General features: G+C 73.5%; 15 protein-coding genes. 11 read left to right on the top strand and 4 right to left on the bottom strand.

Annotated features, from left to right (window positions below):
• Positions 1-194 precede the first annotated feature (194 nt).
• The 10 genes from ACIRRH_RS40995 to ACIRRH_RS40950 all read left to right on the top strand — a co-directional run bounded on the left by ACIRRH_RS40995 (position 195) and on the right by ACIRRH_RS40950 (position 9,597).
• Positions 195-887, top strand: coding sequence for a Crp/Fnr family transcriptional regulator (locus ACIRRH_RS40995; RefSeq protein WP_403078188.1), 693 nt, complete (start codon positions 195-197; stop codon positions 885-887).
• Between the two features lie 123 nt (positions 888-1,010).
• On the top strand, positions 1,011-1,958 hold the full coding sequence (locus ACIRRH_RS40990) for a hypothetical protein (RefSeq protein WP_403078185.1): 948 nt from the start codon (positions 1,011-1,013) through the stop codon (positions 1,956-1,958).
• Positions 1,955-4,093, top strand: coding sequence for a hypothetical protein (locus ACIRRH_RS40985; protein ID WP_403078183.1), 2,139 nt, complete (start codon positions 1,955-1,957; stop codon positions 4,091-4,093). Before ACIRRH_RS40990 ends, ACIRRH_RS40985 begins: the two co-directional genes overlap by 4 nt.
• Positions 4,077-5,030, top strand: a complete 954-nt coding sequence (locus ACIRRH_RS40980) for a hypothetical protein (protein WP_403078181.1) — start codon at positions 4,077-4,079, stop codon at positions 5,028-5,030. The genes ACIRRH_RS40985 and ACIRRH_RS40980 overlap by 17 nt, the downstream gene beginning before the upstream one ends.
• 137 nt (positions 5,031-5,167) lie before the next feature.
• A complete protein-coding gene (locus ACIRRH_RS40975; RefSeq protein ID WP_403078179.1) occupies positions 5,168-5,623 on the top strand; it encodes a Pycsar system effector family protein in 456 nt (151 codons plus the stop codon).
• Between the two features lie 129 nt (positions 5,624-5,752).
• Positions 5,753-6,688, top strand: a complete 936-nt coding sequence (locus ACIRRH_RS40970) for a methyltransferase domain-containing protein (protein WP_403078176.1) — start codon at positions 5,753-5,755, stop codon at positions 6,686-6,688.
• Positions 6,672-7,247, top strand: coding sequence for a GNAT family N-acetyltransferase (locus tag ACIRRH_RS40965; protein WP_403078173.1), 576 nt, complete (start codon positions 6,672-6,674; stop codon positions 7,245-7,247). Before ACIRRH_RS40970 ends, ACIRRH_RS40965 begins: the two co-directional genes overlap by 17 nt.
• Positions 7,248-7,317: 70 nt before the next feature.
• Complete coding sequence (locus tag ACIRRH_RS40960; RefSeq protein ID WP_403078170.1) at positions 7,318-7,731, top strand: hypothetical protein; 414 nt, start codon at positions 7,318-7,320, stop codon at positions 7,729-7,731.
• Between the two features lie 16 nt (positions 7,732-7,747).
• Complete coding sequence (locus ACIRRH_RS40955; RefSeq protein ID WP_403078167.1) at positions 7,748-8,992, top strand: sensor histidine kinase; 1,245 nt, start codon at positions 7,748-7,750, stop codon at positions 8,990-8,992.
• Positions 8,989-9,597, top strand: coding sequence for a response regulator (locus ACIRRH_RS40950; protein WP_403078164.1), 609 nt, complete (start codon positions 8,989-8,991; stop codon positions 9,595-9,597). The genes ACIRRH_RS40955 and ACIRRH_RS40950 overlap by 4 nt, the downstream gene beginning before the upstream one ends.
• A 91-nt stretch (positions 9,598-9,688) precedes the next feature.
• Here the strand turns inward: ACIRRH_RS40950 and ACIRRH_RS40945 are convergent, their stop codons facing one another.
• The 4 genes from ACIRRH_RS40945 to ACIRRH_RS40930 all read right to left on the bottom strand — a co-directional run bounded on the left by ACIRRH_RS40945 (position 9,689) and on the right by ACIRRH_RS40930 (position 12,261).
• Positions 9,689-10,654 carry an alpha/beta hydrolase gene (locus tag ACIRRH_RS40945; RefSeq protein WP_403078161.1) on the bottom strand — a complete coding sequence of 322 codons (966 nt, stop codon included), beginning with the start codon at positions 10,652-10,654 and terminating at the stop codon, positions 9,689-9,691.
• 237 nt (positions 10,655-10,891) lie between these two features.
• A complete protein-coding gene (locus ACIRRH_RS40940) occupies positions 10,892-11,131 on the bottom strand; it encodes a DUF6296 family protein (RefSeq protein ID WP_224277378.1) in 240 nt (79 codons plus the stop codon).
• A 2-nt stretch (positions 11,132-11,133) separates the two neighbouring features.
• Positions 11,134-11,343, bottom strand: coding sequence for a hypothetical protein (locus ACIRRH_RS40935; protein ID WP_403078157.1), 210 nt, complete (start codon positions 11,341-11,343; stop codon positions 11,134-11,136).
• A 183-nt stretch (positions 11,344-11,526) separates the two neighbouring features.
• On the bottom strand, positions 11,527-12,261 hold the full coding sequence (locus ACIRRH_RS40930; protein ID WP_403078154.1) for a class I SAM-dependent methyltransferase: 735 nt from the start codon (positions 12,259-12,261) through the stop codon (positions 11,527-11,529).
• 197 nt (positions 12,262-12,458) lie between these two features.
• On the opposite strand from ACIRRH_RS40930, the gene ACIRRH_RS40925 reads away from it, so the two are divergent.
• On the top strand, positions 12,459-13,907 hold the full coding sequence (locus ACIRRH_RS40925; RefSeq protein ID WP_403078152.1) for a WGR domain-containing protein: 1,449 nt from the start codon (positions 12,459-12,461) through the stop codon (positions 13,905-13,907).
• Positions 13,908-14,290 lie beyond the last annotated feature (383 nt).

Genomic DNA, 14,290 nt, shown 5'->3' with positions numbered 1-14,290 from the left:
CCGGATTCGCTCATGCGAAGGGTTTCCTCCCCAAGTCCCCCAATCTCGCGCCGAGTTCGTGCTAAGGCGGCGATTCAGGTCAATTGGGAGCATGGCAATCACCCGGAAGGGGATCCGCGGTCGGGCCTGGCGAGCCGCGCCCCCGAGGCCCCGATTCCGCTGCGGCCGCGAGCCGCGACTCCTAGGGTCGTCGCATGAACGATCGCGGCAGCAGCACCCCCGGTCCGCTGGGCCGGACCCTGCGCCACCTCATGGGCGACGCCGTCTGGACGGGCATGCTGGAGGAGGCGTTCGAGCGCAGGCATCCGATCGGCACCACCCTGCTGCGCCAGGGCGAACCGGGCACTCACGTCCTCGCCCTGCTGGCCGGAGTCGCCAAGGTGAGCCGGCAGGAACGCAACGGGGACGTCCGGCTGCTGGCCTTCCGCGGCCCGGGCGAACTCCTCGGGGAAGTCGCCGTCCTGGACGACGGCGTCCGCTCGGCGAGCGTCCAGGCGATCTCGGACTGCACGGTCGCGGTCCTCGGCAAGGCCGTCTTCCTGCGCTTCGTCGCCGAGCGCGGGCTGTTCCCCGTCATGGTCCGCTATGCCATGGGCCGGCTGCGGGAATCGGACCTGGCCCGCACCGGCGGCGACGTCGCACCCCGACTGGCGGCCGCCCTGGTCGCTCTCGCCGACCTCTCCGCGGGCACCGCACCGGCAACCGGCCGCCGGATCGAACTCGCCCTGACCCGGGACGAACTGGCCCAGCACCTCGGCGTCTCCCGCAACACCGTCACCGCCGCCCTCACCGCGCTCGCCGCCCACCACGTCGAGGCCGGCCGGAAGTCCATCGCCCTCGGCGACCTCCCCGCACTCCGCCGCGCGGCCGCAGGCCTTCACGCCTGACGATCCACCGGCTCCTCGTGTGACCTCCGTCACTGATCTTCCGCACTGAGTGAGCACACGGTACGACGCCGTGTCGCGAAGCTTGATGGCGCAAGGTCAGCACGAGAACAACGAGGAGCAGAGATGACGGAGTCCGACCAGCCGATGCCCGAGGCCAGCGCCCTGCCGTACAGCCGCAGCCGGCACCTCCCGCCGTACCGGGGCATCGTCGCCGTGGACGCCAAGGACTTCACCGGGTACCCGGCGATCGAGCACGGCGTGATCAGCAGGGCCGTCCCGCAGGTGCTCCAGTGGTCCTTCGAGCGGGCCGGACTGGCCGAGGTCTGGCAGGGCCGGCGGTTCCCCAACTCGACCGGTGACGGCTACGTGTTCGGATTCGACCCGGCCTGGATGCCCTTCCTGATCCACCCCTGGCTGAACACCCTCCAGGATGTGCTCACGGAGTTCAACGTGCACTCGGTCGGGACGGTGCGCATCCGGCTGCGGGTCAGCCTCAACATCGGCCCGCTCCCGGACGCGGGCGGCGAGTTCGACGGCAACGGCACCCCGCGCAACGACACCCACCGGCTGCTCGACTCCCGCCCGGTGAAGGCCATGCTGGCCGCCTCCAACGAGAGCATCACCCACGTGGCCGCCATCCTGTCCGACCGGTGCTACCAGGACGCGGTGGCCGGCGGTTTCACCGGACGCCACCCCGACCACTTCATCGAGGTGCCGGCGACCGTCGAGGGCAAGCGCTTCGACCAGCAGGCGTGGCTGTACGTGCCCGCGCCGTCGGGGAACCTCTACGACCGCAGGATCCTCGGCGACGTCGTCGTGGAGGAGCAGGAGGGGCGGAACGGGCGGGAGGAGGATGGGCGGACGGAGCGGCGCCGGGCGCCGAGGACGGTGGTGAACCAGCGGGCCGACGGGGGGAACCTGAACAGCGGCACGGTGCACGGGGACCAGAGCGTCACCAACGTGCGCGGCGACTCCTACGGTGGCGACCGTGTGGAGGGGGTCACGTTCGGGACGGTCAACGGCAACGTGGGTGACATCGTGCAGGGCGACAAGAACGGGCACCACCGGTGAGCCCCGACGAGCGTCCGGCCATCGAAGGTCCGCCCGGGGCACCGGACGACCCCGACTTCGATGACGTCGAGGAGGAGTTCGCTGCCTGGGGAGCCGGCCGGCCCTTCATCTACGCGCCGGGCGGCAACATCAACACCGGTTCGGTGCACGGGGACCAACGCGTCGAGAACAGCGCTGCCGGTGCCGCCCTCGGCGGCGGCGAGCGGGTGGAAGCCCAGGACGGCCCCATCTCCTGGCCGGAGATCCTGGCTGCCCAGACCGGGTTCGCAGAGCCGGACTGTTTTCCCGAGGCCTTGAGGACGCTCGGCACCCGGCTGTTGTTCCTCACCGGTGAGCCCGGCACCGGGCGCCGTACCACCGCCATCAACCTGCTGGTCGAGAGCAGCGGGAAAAGCATGGTCCTGCGCGCACTGGACAGTGACTCGGACCTGTCCTCCTGGCGGCCCACCCACAGCGAGGCGCGCGGGTACCTGGTACACGGCCTGTCGCCCGCGGTGCGGCTGGGACCGGCGGCGGTCGCCAAGCTGCGCCAGCGGTTGGAGGACGCCCAGGCCTTCATGGTGGTCATGCTGCCGTACGACGCCAACCGTCTCCGTGGCGTGGTCCGCGATCTGGACCTCAGCCCGGTGCGCTACGCGCCCCCGCCGCCGCGTGCGGTCTTCGACGCCCGCCTGGAAGCGGTGGTGCCCGATGCGGGGCGACGCCAGGCGCTGCTGGCCCGGCTGGAAGCGGATCTGGACGAGTTGCTGGCACCCGAGCTGATGCCGGCCCAGGTCGCCGAACTCGTCGACGAGGTGAGCCGGGCCGGAGACGAAGGCCCCGACCCGGCCGACCTCGGCCAGCGGCTCAGTTTTCTCGCGGAGACGGAGGTCCCGGACCTCCTGAAGGAGCTTCGCGAGGACCCGGACGCGCTGGCGTTCCTGCTGGTCACGAGCGTCCTGGAGGGTCTTGATTACCGGATCGTCCGGGATGAGACCGACCGCCTGCTGAAACTGGCCGACGGCCGCCTCGACGCAGTGCTGCGGCCAAGCGTGGACGGGGACGGTCAGGCGCCTCGGCCGAACCCGACGTTCGTCCTTCGGCGCTCGCTGGACGAACTGCTGGCGACCATTCGGGCCGAGCGCTTGCCCGGCGAGGTCCTGGTCGCCCGGGATTTCACCTACACGGTGGAGCCGGTTCGCTTCAAGCGGCACAGACAGGCGGAGACAGTTCTGCGGTACGTGTGGCGGCAATACGGAGACGTGTCGGGACTGCTGACCGAGTGGATGGACAACGTCTCGGGAACCGATCGCGAACTGGCCGAACCCATGGGCCGAATGGTGGGGCTTGCCGCCGGCTGGGGCGGTGGCCGGAGAGCACTCCAGCGCATTCACGATCTGGCCAAGTCCGATCGTGCGCAGAGTCGCAGGATGGCCGCGTACGCGTTGGGCATTGCGGCGCAGGACCCGCTGCTCGCCAGTGAGGTCAAGCACCGCCTCGGCGACTGGAGCGTGGCCGGAGGCTCGCGCCTCCGGTCCACCGTTGCCCACGCGTGCGGTCGGGACTTCGGGGCATCTCGGCCCGAACTCGCGGTGTCGCTGCTCCGGCGCTGCTATCGAGGGGAGGAGGGCGAGGAGCGTGTGGTCGCCAGATCCGTTGCCGAGTCCCTGTCCAGACTCTTCTCGGACGGTCGCCAGCCGGTGGTCTTTCGCCAGCTCATGAGGTGGGCGGACCGGCCCGGGAAGGACGCCGGGTTCGCGCTCGAGATTTTCTCCAGGCTGCTGTGGTATCCGTCATGGTTCGGGCAGCAGCTCCGCACTGAGACCGAGTTCACGGATGGCGTGATGACCGCCATCCGTCGAGCTCTCAACGACGACCAGCTCTTCGGCCCCACGTGCGATGGCCTTCTCCACTGGTGCCTGACAGCGACCTCGGACGAATCTCTCCGAGCGGTTGTGGAGACGCTGCTCACGGCGCTCGCCCAGGACATGCGCCCCGGCGAACTGAGGCTGTTGGTCGAGATCGACCGCAGCGACGCCCCCGACCTGGTCGGCCGTGACATCGCCCACCGCGCTTTGGAGGCCTGGCGGCGTGGCGAGCCGCAGTCGTACCCTTCCGCCCCTGCGTTCGGAGACCACGATGACCGTCGACACTGACCCGCCCGTCTACACCCAGGCCACCCGCGCCCCCTGGCGGGAGATCCTCCGCCACCGCTGGTCCGGACGGCGCGACCGGGCCCTGGTCCTGCGGGACCGGGCCGGGATGTACCACCGGCTGGGGGAGAGCCGTCCGAGACCGGCTGGCGTGGAGGAGCAAGACGGATCCGCCGCGCGGCTGGGACTGCGCGGGTTCGACCGGGCGTACCTGGTGGAGCTGGACGAGCGGCCGGGCGTCCGGGCGGTGCGTCTCCCCACCCCGTACGGCACGGAATCGGTGGAGGTGCACGTCCTGTGGTGGGTCCAGGATGCCGCGCAGGCCGTTCGGACCCGGACCAGCCGGGGTTGGCTGCCGGTCCGAAAGGACCTCGAAGGCCGCCTGCGCCAGCTCAACGACCAGTTCGTTGCCGCGCAGACCAGGCTGGGCCCCGACGAACTGGTGCAGTACCTTGCGGCGCCGTACGTGCTGCCCCACTTCGGCCTGGGCTATCGCGTCACGGATGTCTTCGCCCGTGAGCACGGCAACGAACTGAGGCTCGGAGAGCCCGACGCGACGGACGTGCCCTTCGACTGGACGGCCAAGAGCCAGGAGGAGTACGCCTTCTGCCGGCGGGCCGTCCAGGACGGTCCGCTCGCGCTCGCCGGGCTCTGGCTCGCCAGGAAGCCCGACGAGGTGCGCGACGTCCTGGACTGGGTGGTCAACCACGCCGACCTGCTCCGGGGCGAGACCACCTGGCAGGATCGGATGGCGGGCATGCTGGGCAAGCTGACGGCGCAGGAGCAGGAGGAGATCTCCAAGGTGCTGCGCGACCGTCTGGTGTCCCTCGGACGGCAGGTCCCCGGTCCGGCCCCGCAGGCCCCTGGGCCGGACTTCGTCAAGATTCGCTCGCACGTCAACGGCTGGGCCGGCGGCGTCCCGAACGGGAGCCCGCGGTGACGGGGGCGCGCGTGCACCGACAGTCGCGGCGGCGCATGGTCGCCGGGCCCCGCCGGCGCTCCGCGGGAAGGAGCCGCCGGCCCACCGCGCCAATAGCAGTGTCCAGCCCGTCCTCCGTGTCGGCGATGGAGCGCCTGATGGCGGCCAACAGCGCCGAGCTCGTCCGGGCCGACACCAAGGCCGCCGTGTTCCTGGCCTTCACCGGCGCGGTGCTCGCCACCTTCATCCCGCTGGACAGCGGCGCCGGTTCCGGCTCCCTGGCCTGGACGGTCCCGCTGCTCCGGTGGAGCGCCGTGGCGAGCGCCCTGTTGGCCGTCGGCTGCTTCGCCTCCGCGCTGGTGCCGCGCCACCGCAAGGGGCGGCGGGGGGCTGCGGCCGGCCCGGGGTACTTCGAGCACATCACCCCGGGCGCGGGCCCTGAGCGGCTGCGCCGCGCCTTCGAGCGGGCCGGGCACGATCCGACGGGTCCGCTGCTCTCGGCGCTGGCCGGCACCAGCGCGATCATCCGCGCGAAGTACCGCTGGATCGAGACCGGCACCGCCCTGCTCCTGCTGGCGCTTCCCCAGTTCGCGCTCACCCTCCGACCGCTTTGACGGCGGGTCGCTGACGGGCCCCGGCCGCACCACGGCCGGGGCCGGTGGCACGACCGGGGGCAACGAGTGTTGCGTGGATGGGCAATGGATGTTGACGGTCTCCTTCGAGGGGCCGTACAGTGCCTGGCCATGAACACGGGTGATCTCGGACGGCGGGTGGCGGAGGATGTGGCCGGTGGGGGCGGAGCGGAGGGGTTGCGGCGGCTGTCGGGGGTGATCGAGGCGCTGGAGGAGCGGCGGACGGAGCTGGTGGAGGAGCTGCGGCGCGGGCGGGAGGCGACCTGGGAGGAGATCGGGCGGGCCTGCGGGATGACGCGGCAGGGGGCGACCAGGCGGTGGGCCGGGCGGCTGCGGGCGCGGTCGTTCGGGGCGGCGGCGGAGGCGTACCAGCACGGCCGGCCGGGCTATCCGCAGGCGCTGATCGGCTCGGCGGTGCCGCGGGAGGCCCGAAGGGTGCTCGATCTGGGCGCCGGGACGGGCAAGTTGACCGGGCTGCTGGCCGAGGCGGGCCTGGACGTGGTGGCGGTCGAGCCCGACGAGGGCATGCGGGCGCAGCTGGCCGCGACGGTGCCGAAGGCGGCGGTCCGGGCGGGCTCGGCCGAGCGCATCCCGCTGCCGGACGGCAGTGTGGACGCCGTGGTGGTGGCGCAGGCCTGGCACTGGTTCGACCCGGCGGTCGCCGTGCCGGAGATCGCCCGGGTGCTCGCCCCCGGCGGGACGCTCGCGCTGGTGTGGAACGTCCGGGACGAGTCCGAGCCGTGGGCCGCCGCGCTCGGCGTGCTGATGCACCGTACGGGGCGGCAGCGGATCGACACCCGGCCGGTCCTGCCGGCGCCGTTCGGACCGCCCGAGCGGCTGGAGATCCGCTGGGAGCACGTCACCACCCGGGCCGGGATCGTCGACATGGTCGCCTCGCGCAGCTATGTGATCGCGCTGCCGGAGGACGAGCGGGTCCGTCTGCTGGCCGACGTCGAGCAACTGCTGGCCACCCACCCGGACCTGGCCGGCCGGGAGGAGATCGCCCTGCCGTACGTGACAAGGTGCACCCGTGTCCGCCTCGGCTGAGCGCGGCCGGCGTCCCGTGGAGCTGCGCCGCCTCGGCACCGCGGACGCCGAACCGTACCGGGCCTTCCGGCTGGCGGCGCTGCGCGAGACACCGACCGCCTTCACCTCCAGCCACGCCGAGGAGGCCGGCAAGCCGCTGTCCGCGACGCTGCGCCGGCTGGCCGAGGCCGAGGACGGGCCGGGCGCGCTGATCGGCGCCTTCGACGGCGCCGGCGCGCTGGTCGGCACCGCCGGGCTGAAGGTGCCGACGCGCGGCCAGGAGCGGCACAAGGGCACGCTGTACGGCATGGCGGTGGCCCGCAGCGCCGCCGGCCGCGGGATCGGCCGCGCCCTGGTGGACGAGGTGCTGCACACGGCAGCGCAGGACGGGCGGCTGCGGCAGGTGCTGCTGACCGTCTCGGAGGGCAACGAGCCGGCCCTGCGGCTCTACACCGCCAGCGGCTTCGAGGTGTGGGGGCGGGAACCGCGGGCCGTCCTGGTCGACGGGCGGGCGGTCGCGAAGCTGCACATGGTGCGTCTGCTGGACGCGGAGCCGACGGCGGAGGCCCGGCGACGCTGACAATTGTCACGGTGGGCCGGTGCGCGAACACACTGCCCCGTGCATTGGGCCGGCCACCAGCATGGACGCCATGACCTCCACCGACCCGCAGCACCCCGACACCCGTCGGGCCTTTTGCATCGTGAGGCTGCTCGTGCTCGCCTACCTCGGCCTCAGCGTCGTCACGCTGGCGGCAGCCATCGCCCTCCGTGACCACCACACGCTGGTCAACCCGGCGGTCCTGGTCCGCGGCACCATCGTCGTGGCCAGTGCCGCCCTCACCCTCCTGCTGACCGTCCGGGCCGCCAACGGCTCCCGGAGCGCCTTCCGGCGGCTGCGGATCCTGTCGGCCGTGATGCTCGTCGCCATCGCCACGATCATCGCCCTGCCGGGAACCTTCCCGGTGTGGATGAAGGTCGAGCAGGGCGTCTGCGGGCTCGCCCTGCTGGGCGTGGCCGCGGTGGTCAACGGGCGGCACCTGCGTAGCCTGTTCGCCAGGCTCTGAGGAGGGGGACCCAGGGGTGACCGACCGCGACATCGATCGCAAGCACGACCGCGACATCGACCGCGACCGCAAGCGCGCAGGCGAAGAGCGCGCGACCACCTCCCTCGGCCGTGAGCGCGTGCCGAGCCCCGTCCGGGACTGGGGGCGGGGCTGGCGGCGCCTCCTGCTGGGCAGCGGGATGCTGGTCTTCCCGGGGCTCACCGCCGCGGCCGTGGGCGGCACCGTCTCCGGCGCGGCCGCGGTGGCCGGGTACGCCGTGGTCGCCGCGTTCTGCCTCTGCTACGCGCTGCTGGTCCTCGCCCTCGGGCCGGGCCGGCGGCGTTGGATGGCACCGCTGCTGGCAGTGATGACGGCGCTGTTCCTGGCCGCGCTGCCGTTCGCCCACGAGGGCGCCTTCTTCCTCGCCACCGTGGTCGTCTCCGCGATCGCGATCCAGTGGCGCGAGCATGCCGCCCGGGCGGTGGCGGCCGGGACGGTGGCCGCGCTGGTGGTGCCCTGGGCGGTGCGCCCCTGGCACACCGGGCCCGGCGCATTCCAGGCCCTGGCCCTGCTGTTCACCTCCCTCACCTGTGGCGCCTTCGCCGAGATCGCTGCCACCAACAACGCTCTGGTCGTCGCCCGGGCCGAGGTGGCGCGACTCGCCTCGGAGGCCGAGCGCAACCGGATCGCCCGGGACCTGCACGACCTGCTGGGGCACTCGCTCACCGCGATCACCGTCAAGTCCCGCCTCGCCCAGCGGCTCGCGGGCAAGGACCTGGACCAGGCGGTGGCGGAGATGGCCGCGGTGGAGACGCTGTCCCGCCAGGCGCTGTCCGACGTCCGCGCCGCCGTCACCGGCTACCGCGAGGTGACCCTGGCCGGCGAACTCGCCCGCGGACGCGAACTGCTGCGCGCCGCCGGGGTGGTGGCCAACCTTCCGACGGCGGCGGACACGGTCGCGCCGGGGGAGCGCGAGCTGTTCGGCTGGGTGCTGCGCGAGGGGATCACCAACGTGGTCCGGCACTCCCGGGCCGACCGCTGCTCGGTGCTGCTCACCGCCACCTCGATGGAGATCCGCGACGACGGCACCGGGGGCGGAGGCGGACCGGGCGTCACGGTCGACGGCAAGGGCCTGACCGGACTGCGGGAACGGGTCGCCGCGGCGGGCGGTACGGTCGAGGCCGGCCCGCTGGACCCGCGCGGGTGGCGGCTGGCGGTCACCGTCCCGCCGGGCGGTCCGCACCCCGGCGGGCCCGCCTCCGGCCACGAAGGGACGACATGACGATCCGCCTGCTGCTCGCCGAGGACCAGGAACTCGTTCGCACCGCGCTGCGCACCCTGCTCGACCTGGAGGACGACTTCACGGTGGTCGCCGCCGTCGGCCGCGGCGACCAGGTCGTGGAGGCGGCCCGGGAGCACCGGCCGGAGGTCGCCCTGCTCGACATCGAGATGCCCGGACTGGACGGCCTGGCGGCAGCCGCCGTGCTGGCCCAGCAGGCGCCGTGGTGCCGGGTGGTCATCCTCACCACCTTCGGCCGCGCGGGCTACCTGCGCCGCGCCATGGAGGCGGGAGCGCTCGGGTTCGTGGTCAAGGACGCCCCGGCCGAGGTGCTGGCCGACGCGATCCGCCGGGTCGCGGCGGGGGAGCGGGTGGTGGACCCGGAACTGGCCGCCGCCACCCTCGCGGCGGGCGCCTCCCCGCTCACCGCCCGCGAACGCGACGTGCTGAACGCCTCCCGCCCGGGTGCCGGCGTGGCCGAGATCGCCGCCAAGCTCTACCTGTCCGAGGGAACGGTCCGCAACTACTTCTCCTCCGCCATCGCCAAGACCGGCACCCGCAACCGCACCGAGGCCCTGCGGGTCGCCGACGAGCACGGCTGGCTCTGACCGGTCGGGCGGGTCGGCGTCCGGGCGGACCCGAGCGGCGCCGGACCGACCGAGGACGGGCCTGCCCCGTGACTGCCGGTCCGAGCCGGGTTCACCGTCGGAGGATGCGCCGCAGCCAGCGGGTACGGGCGTCGTGGGCGTCCCGGGTGATGGCGGCGTGCGGGGCGAGGGTGTCGAAACCGTGGCAGGCGCCAGGCCACACGTGCAGTTCGGCCTCGCCGCCTGCCTGCCAGATCGCGTTGGCGTAGGCGACGGCCTCGTCCCGGAACGTCTCGGCGGACCCGGCCTCGACGTACGCCGCGGGCAGCCGGGACAGGTCGGTGGCGCGGGCCGGGGCGGCGTACGGCGAGAGGTCGGCGGCGCCGTACCGGTGGCCGAGCAGGGCCTGCCAGGCGGTGGTGTTGGAGGTGCGGTGCCAGGTGTCGTGGCCGGCCATCTGGTGGCTGGAGAAGGTGTCGCCGCGGTCGTCGAGCATCGGGCTCAGCAGCAGCTGGCCGACCGGCGCCGGACCACCGCGGTCGCGGGTCAGCAGGGCCAGGGCCGCGGCGAGCCCGCCGCCGGCGCTCTTGCCGCCGATGACCACGCGCCGCGCGTCCACGCCCAGCGCACCCGCGTGCTCGGCCGCCCAGACGAGTCCGGCGTAACAGGCCTCGACGGCTCCGGGGAAGCGGGTGCGCGGTGCCAGCGGGTACTCGACGGACACGACCGCCAACCCCAGGGGCAGCGCCCACCCGCGCAGCAAGCGTGGCAGGACGGACCACGCGTTGCCCGTCACCATCCCGCCGCCGTGCAGGTAGTAGAGCAGCGGCAGCTCCTCGCGAACCCCGGCCGGCCGTGCGCTGACGAGCGTGACGTCGTCCCCGCCGTCGGCCCGCGGCACGCGCAGCTCCGTCACCTCGAAGCGGCCGTCATCGCGCAACCGGTCGAGCGTCGGGCGGGGCCGGGAGGCGGCGTCCCGCTCCTGCCATGCCGCCAGGCACTCCGGGGTGAGCACCTGCCGCGCCCGCTCCCCGGCGGCGGCGACCGCCGCCCGCACCTGCGGATCCAGAGGAGGCACGCGCCGATCCGCCGGTCCACCCACCACGAGTACCCCCCTCGCCGAGGGGCGCCCGGCGGCGCCCCGACCACCACAGCCTGCCAGCCCCACCCGCGCCGACGCGCGGCGCCCCCGAGCCGCCCGAGGGGAAACAGCTCCGCCACCCCGCCGACGCCGGCCCCGCCATCGCCGAGCTGCTCGCCACCCTCGTGCGCCGCAACCGCCCGGCCACGGACCGCAGCACACGGCGCCGGGGCCTCACGAGCACGGCGCGGCGGTCAGGATGCGGGCGTCGGCGGGCCGGGCGAGGGCGCGGTGCCGCCCTTCGGCGGTGATCTCCACCAGGAGCTGCCCGTCGCAGCCGGTGTAGAGGGGGTGCCCGGCGGGGCCGAGGCGGCCGGTGGCCGCGACGGGCAACACACTGAAGGCTCCCGACGGGCTGCGCAGCCACAGGACGTAGCCGGACGCGGTGCCGTCGGGACGGCTGGTCGCGGCCACCCTCAGCGGCTTGTCGGTGCGGAGCCGAGGGTCCGGCCCACCGCGCGGGCCGCGCCCGTCGCACGCTCCCGCTCGGCGCCCGGCCGGGCGAGCGCCCCCGCCTCCTCCACCGGCACCGTACCCGCACGGCGCCGGAGCAGTTCGTCCGCGCTCGCGGCCACCTGCGCACGCGGACGGACCGCGATGTACGTCTCCACCGGTACGTCAGCCACTGGGTCACCTCACAGGGACGGGGCGGGCCGGGTCGACCGGCCCCGCAAGCGGTCGGGCCCGCACCACGCTGCTCCGTTCCCCGTCAGTACGCACGACGGAACCCCGGAGCACTGCCCCACCCGGGCGACATCGCATCGCCGGCGCCCGGCCCGGACAGCGCCGGACACGCCCGTTGCTCCGGCTCACCGCGACGGCCGGCGTGCGGCCATGAGGTCCCGGCTGGGGGCTTGCACCACCTGCAGGCCCGCGGCTTCGAGTTCCCCGCGGAGCTGCTGCTCACCGGCCGGCCACATGCTGAACGCCTCCCTCTCCTCGCGGACCACGTGCCCGTCGCGTTCGACGCGGTAGGTGAAGACGGTCCGCAGCGTGTCCCGGTCGGGTTCACGGGTGACCTGCGCGCTGTAGAGGTCGGGACCGACCCGCACCGGACCGAGCCGACGCACCGCCTCGCGTCCGGCGGGCAGCGTGGTGGGCGGCGGCTCGAACAGCAACAGCCCGCCCGGCAGCAGAGCACGCGCGACGGCCCTCCAGGTGGCGCGGCGGGTGGCCGGGTCGAGGCAGGCGATGACGTTCGAGGCGACGGCCAGGTCGGCGGCCTCCTCCAGGTCCGTCGCCTCCACGGGGCGGGGGTGGACGGTGACGCGGGCGCGCCGGTCGGCGCTCAGCGAGGCCAGGCGCGTCAGCAGCGCCGTCCGCATCGCGGTGGCCGGCTCGACGGCGTGGACCGGAACGGTGGAGGCGTCGAGGAGAACCTGGGTGACGATGCCCGTGCCCGCGCCGATGTCCAGGATGCCGTGACAGGCGTGACGCCCGGCGTCGCCGAAACGCCGCTCGGCCCTGCGGCGGTCGTCGTCGGCCTGGAGGAGGTCGTAGAACTCGACGGAGACCGCGTAACGGTCGTCGGATGTGTCGCTCATGGCACCTCGAATACCCGGCCCGGTGCCGGAGTGATGGCCACGGGCCCGTAAGTGCGCCGTCCGGGCGGCCGGGGAACCCGGATGACACCGCCACGAAGGGCCGGAGCCGACTGTCAGTGCAGGGCCGTAGCTTTGGAGGTGTCGGCGGGCCTGTTCCGCCCGAACCCCATCTCCGTTGCCCGAAAGGGGACCCAGTCGTGTCCGTCGCCGTGGAAGAGCAGGTCACTTACCTCGAACTGTCCGAGGACGAGGGGAGTGCGCACAAGTTCTACGAGGTGCGGCTCGCCGGCCAGGTGGTGACGGTGCGGTACGGGCGGATAGGCGAGCCCGGGCAGAGCAAGTCGACCACGTACCCGAGCCCGGAGAAGGCGGCCGCGTCGGCGGCCAAGAAGATCGGCGAGAAGGTCCGCAAGGGCTACGCCCCGGCGGTCCAGGGCGTGCGGCAGCGCCGGGCGGTGACCAGGCGGCAGATCGTCAGCAGCCGCTCGACCGCCCGTCAGGCGCCGCTGCTGTGGCGCTTCCGCTCCGGCTCGCCCGCCTTCGGGATCTTCGTCGGCGAGGAGCACGCCTGGGTCGGCAACGAGCGCGGCGACGTCTACACCCTCACCCACGACGGCGAGGTGACCGCCCGCTACGGCCTGCCGGACGGCGTCAAGTGCATCGTCGCGGACGACTGGTGGATCTACGCCGGCTGCGACGACGGCAAGGTGTACGACCTGGGCGGCAAGGTCCCGCGGGTGGCGTACGAGATCGCCCAGGACGTGGACATCTTCTGGCTCGACATCCACGACGGCGTGCTCGGCGTCGCCGACGAGCGCGGCGGGCTGACCACGGTGGATCACGAGGACGAGTTCCAGTGGCGCCGCCAGGCCGACGGCCGGGCGGGCTGGATGGTGCGCTGCGACGCCGACGGCGTCTACCACGGCCACTCGCGCGGCGTCGCCCGCTACGACAACCGCAGCGGCGACCAGCGGTGGCACACCCCGACCAAGGGCGAGGTGCTGTTCGGCTGGCAGGAGGCCGACGAGGTGTTCGCCGGTACCGCGCGCGGCTGGGTGCACCGGCTGCGCAAGTCGGACGGTGCGGAGGTGGCCGCCTACCGCTGTGACGCCGCCGTCTTCTCCTGCGCGGCCTCCCCGGACGGCGAGTACGTCTTCGCCGGGGACAACCACTCCTCGGTGTACTGCTTCGCCGCCGACGGCACCCGGCTGTGGAAGCTCGCCACCGGCTGCGGCTCGGCGTACAGCATGCAGTACCGGGACGGCCGGCTCTACCTGGTGACCACCGACGGCTCGCTGGCCTGCCTGGACGCGAGTGAGCAGGCGGTGCGGGCGGCCGAGGACGGCACGCTGCCGAAGACCGCCGAGGTCAAGGGCGCGGGCTGGGAGCCGGTGCTGGCCGGCGCCGGACTGGAGACGGTCGCGGTGGCCACCGCCAGGACCGGCGGCGAGGTCGAGGTCGAGTGCGTCCAGGACGGCGCCCGGCTGCGGGTGCGGGTGGTCTCGCAGGGCTACGACCCGTCGCGGCGGGTGCAGTTCCCCAAGGACATCCGGGTCGCCGGGGCGCGCTACCTCGTCGCCGAGGTGCGGGAGTCCGCCTCGGGCGGCTTCTACCGGGCGCGCGGCGAGATCAAGCGCCTCCTCTGACCCGGTGGATCCGGGCCCCGGGCGGCCGCACGAGGGTGGCGGCCGCCCGGGGAGCTTCATGCCAGGCGCAGTACGAGCACCTCCCCGACCGGCCGACTGGCAAGGCGGATCTGACGGTTGACTCCGGTGGCTCCGGCCATGACGTCTCCTGGGGCGCTCGGGCTCGACGGCTGAACGCGCCCGGGTCTAAGCAAGCGCTTATTCATATGGCCAGAGGTTGGCCGTAATCGGCGGGCGGCGGCTGCCCGAGCCGTTCGAACTCGACCTCGACACCGGCGAGTTCTGAGTTAGGACGTGTATTCGGTCGTGATCAATGGGTTCGGGTGAGGTCCTTGATCCAGATCATTGCGCCGCGAAGGTGAAGGCCGGCGAGGTAGCTTTCC

This window comes from Kitasatospora sp. NPDC101235, assembly GCF_044767505.1.
GTDB lineage: Bacteria > Actinomycetota > Actinomycetes > Streptomycetales > Streptomycetaceae > Kitasatospora.
The sequence above is the reverse complement of the archived record's forward strand: the minus strand, read 5'-3'. Positions and strand labels throughout refer to the sequence as shown.

Bases quoted from the DNA above. Each gene is read 5' to 3' on its own strand.
- ACIRRH_RS40995 (WP_403078188.1), top strand. From the start codon at position 195: ATGAACGATCGCGGCAGCAGCACCCCCGGTCCGCTGGGCCGGACCCTG.
- ACIRRH_RS40980 (WP_403078181.1), top strand. From the start codon at position 4,077: ATGACCGTCGACACTGACCCGCCCGTCTACACCCAGGCCACCCGCGCC.
- ACIRRH_RS40960 (WP_403078170.1), top strand. From the start codon at position 7,318: ATGACCTCCACCGACCCGCAGCACCCCGACACCCGTCGGGCCTTTTGC.
- ACIRRH_RS40990 (WP_403078185.1), top strand. From the start codon at position 1,011: ATGACGGAGTCCGACCAGCCGATGCCCGAGGCCAGCGCCCTGCCGTAC.
- ACIRRH_RS40975 (WP_403078179.1), top strand. From the start codon at position 5,168: ATGGCGGCCAACAGCGCCGAGCTCGTCCGGGCCGACACCAAGGCCGCC.
- ACIRRH_RS40950 (WP_403078164.1), top strand. From the start codon at position 8,989: ATGACGATCCGCCTGCTGCTCGCCGAGGACCAGGAACTCGTTCGCACC.
- ACIRRH_RS40970 (WP_403078176.1), top strand. From the start codon at position 5,753: ATGAACACGGGTGATCTCGGACGGCGGGTGGCGGAGGATGTGGCCGGT.
- ACIRRH_RS40930 (WP_403078154.1), bottom strand. From the start codon at position 12,261: ATGAGCGACACATCCGACGACCGTTACGCGGTCTCCGTCGAGTTCTAC.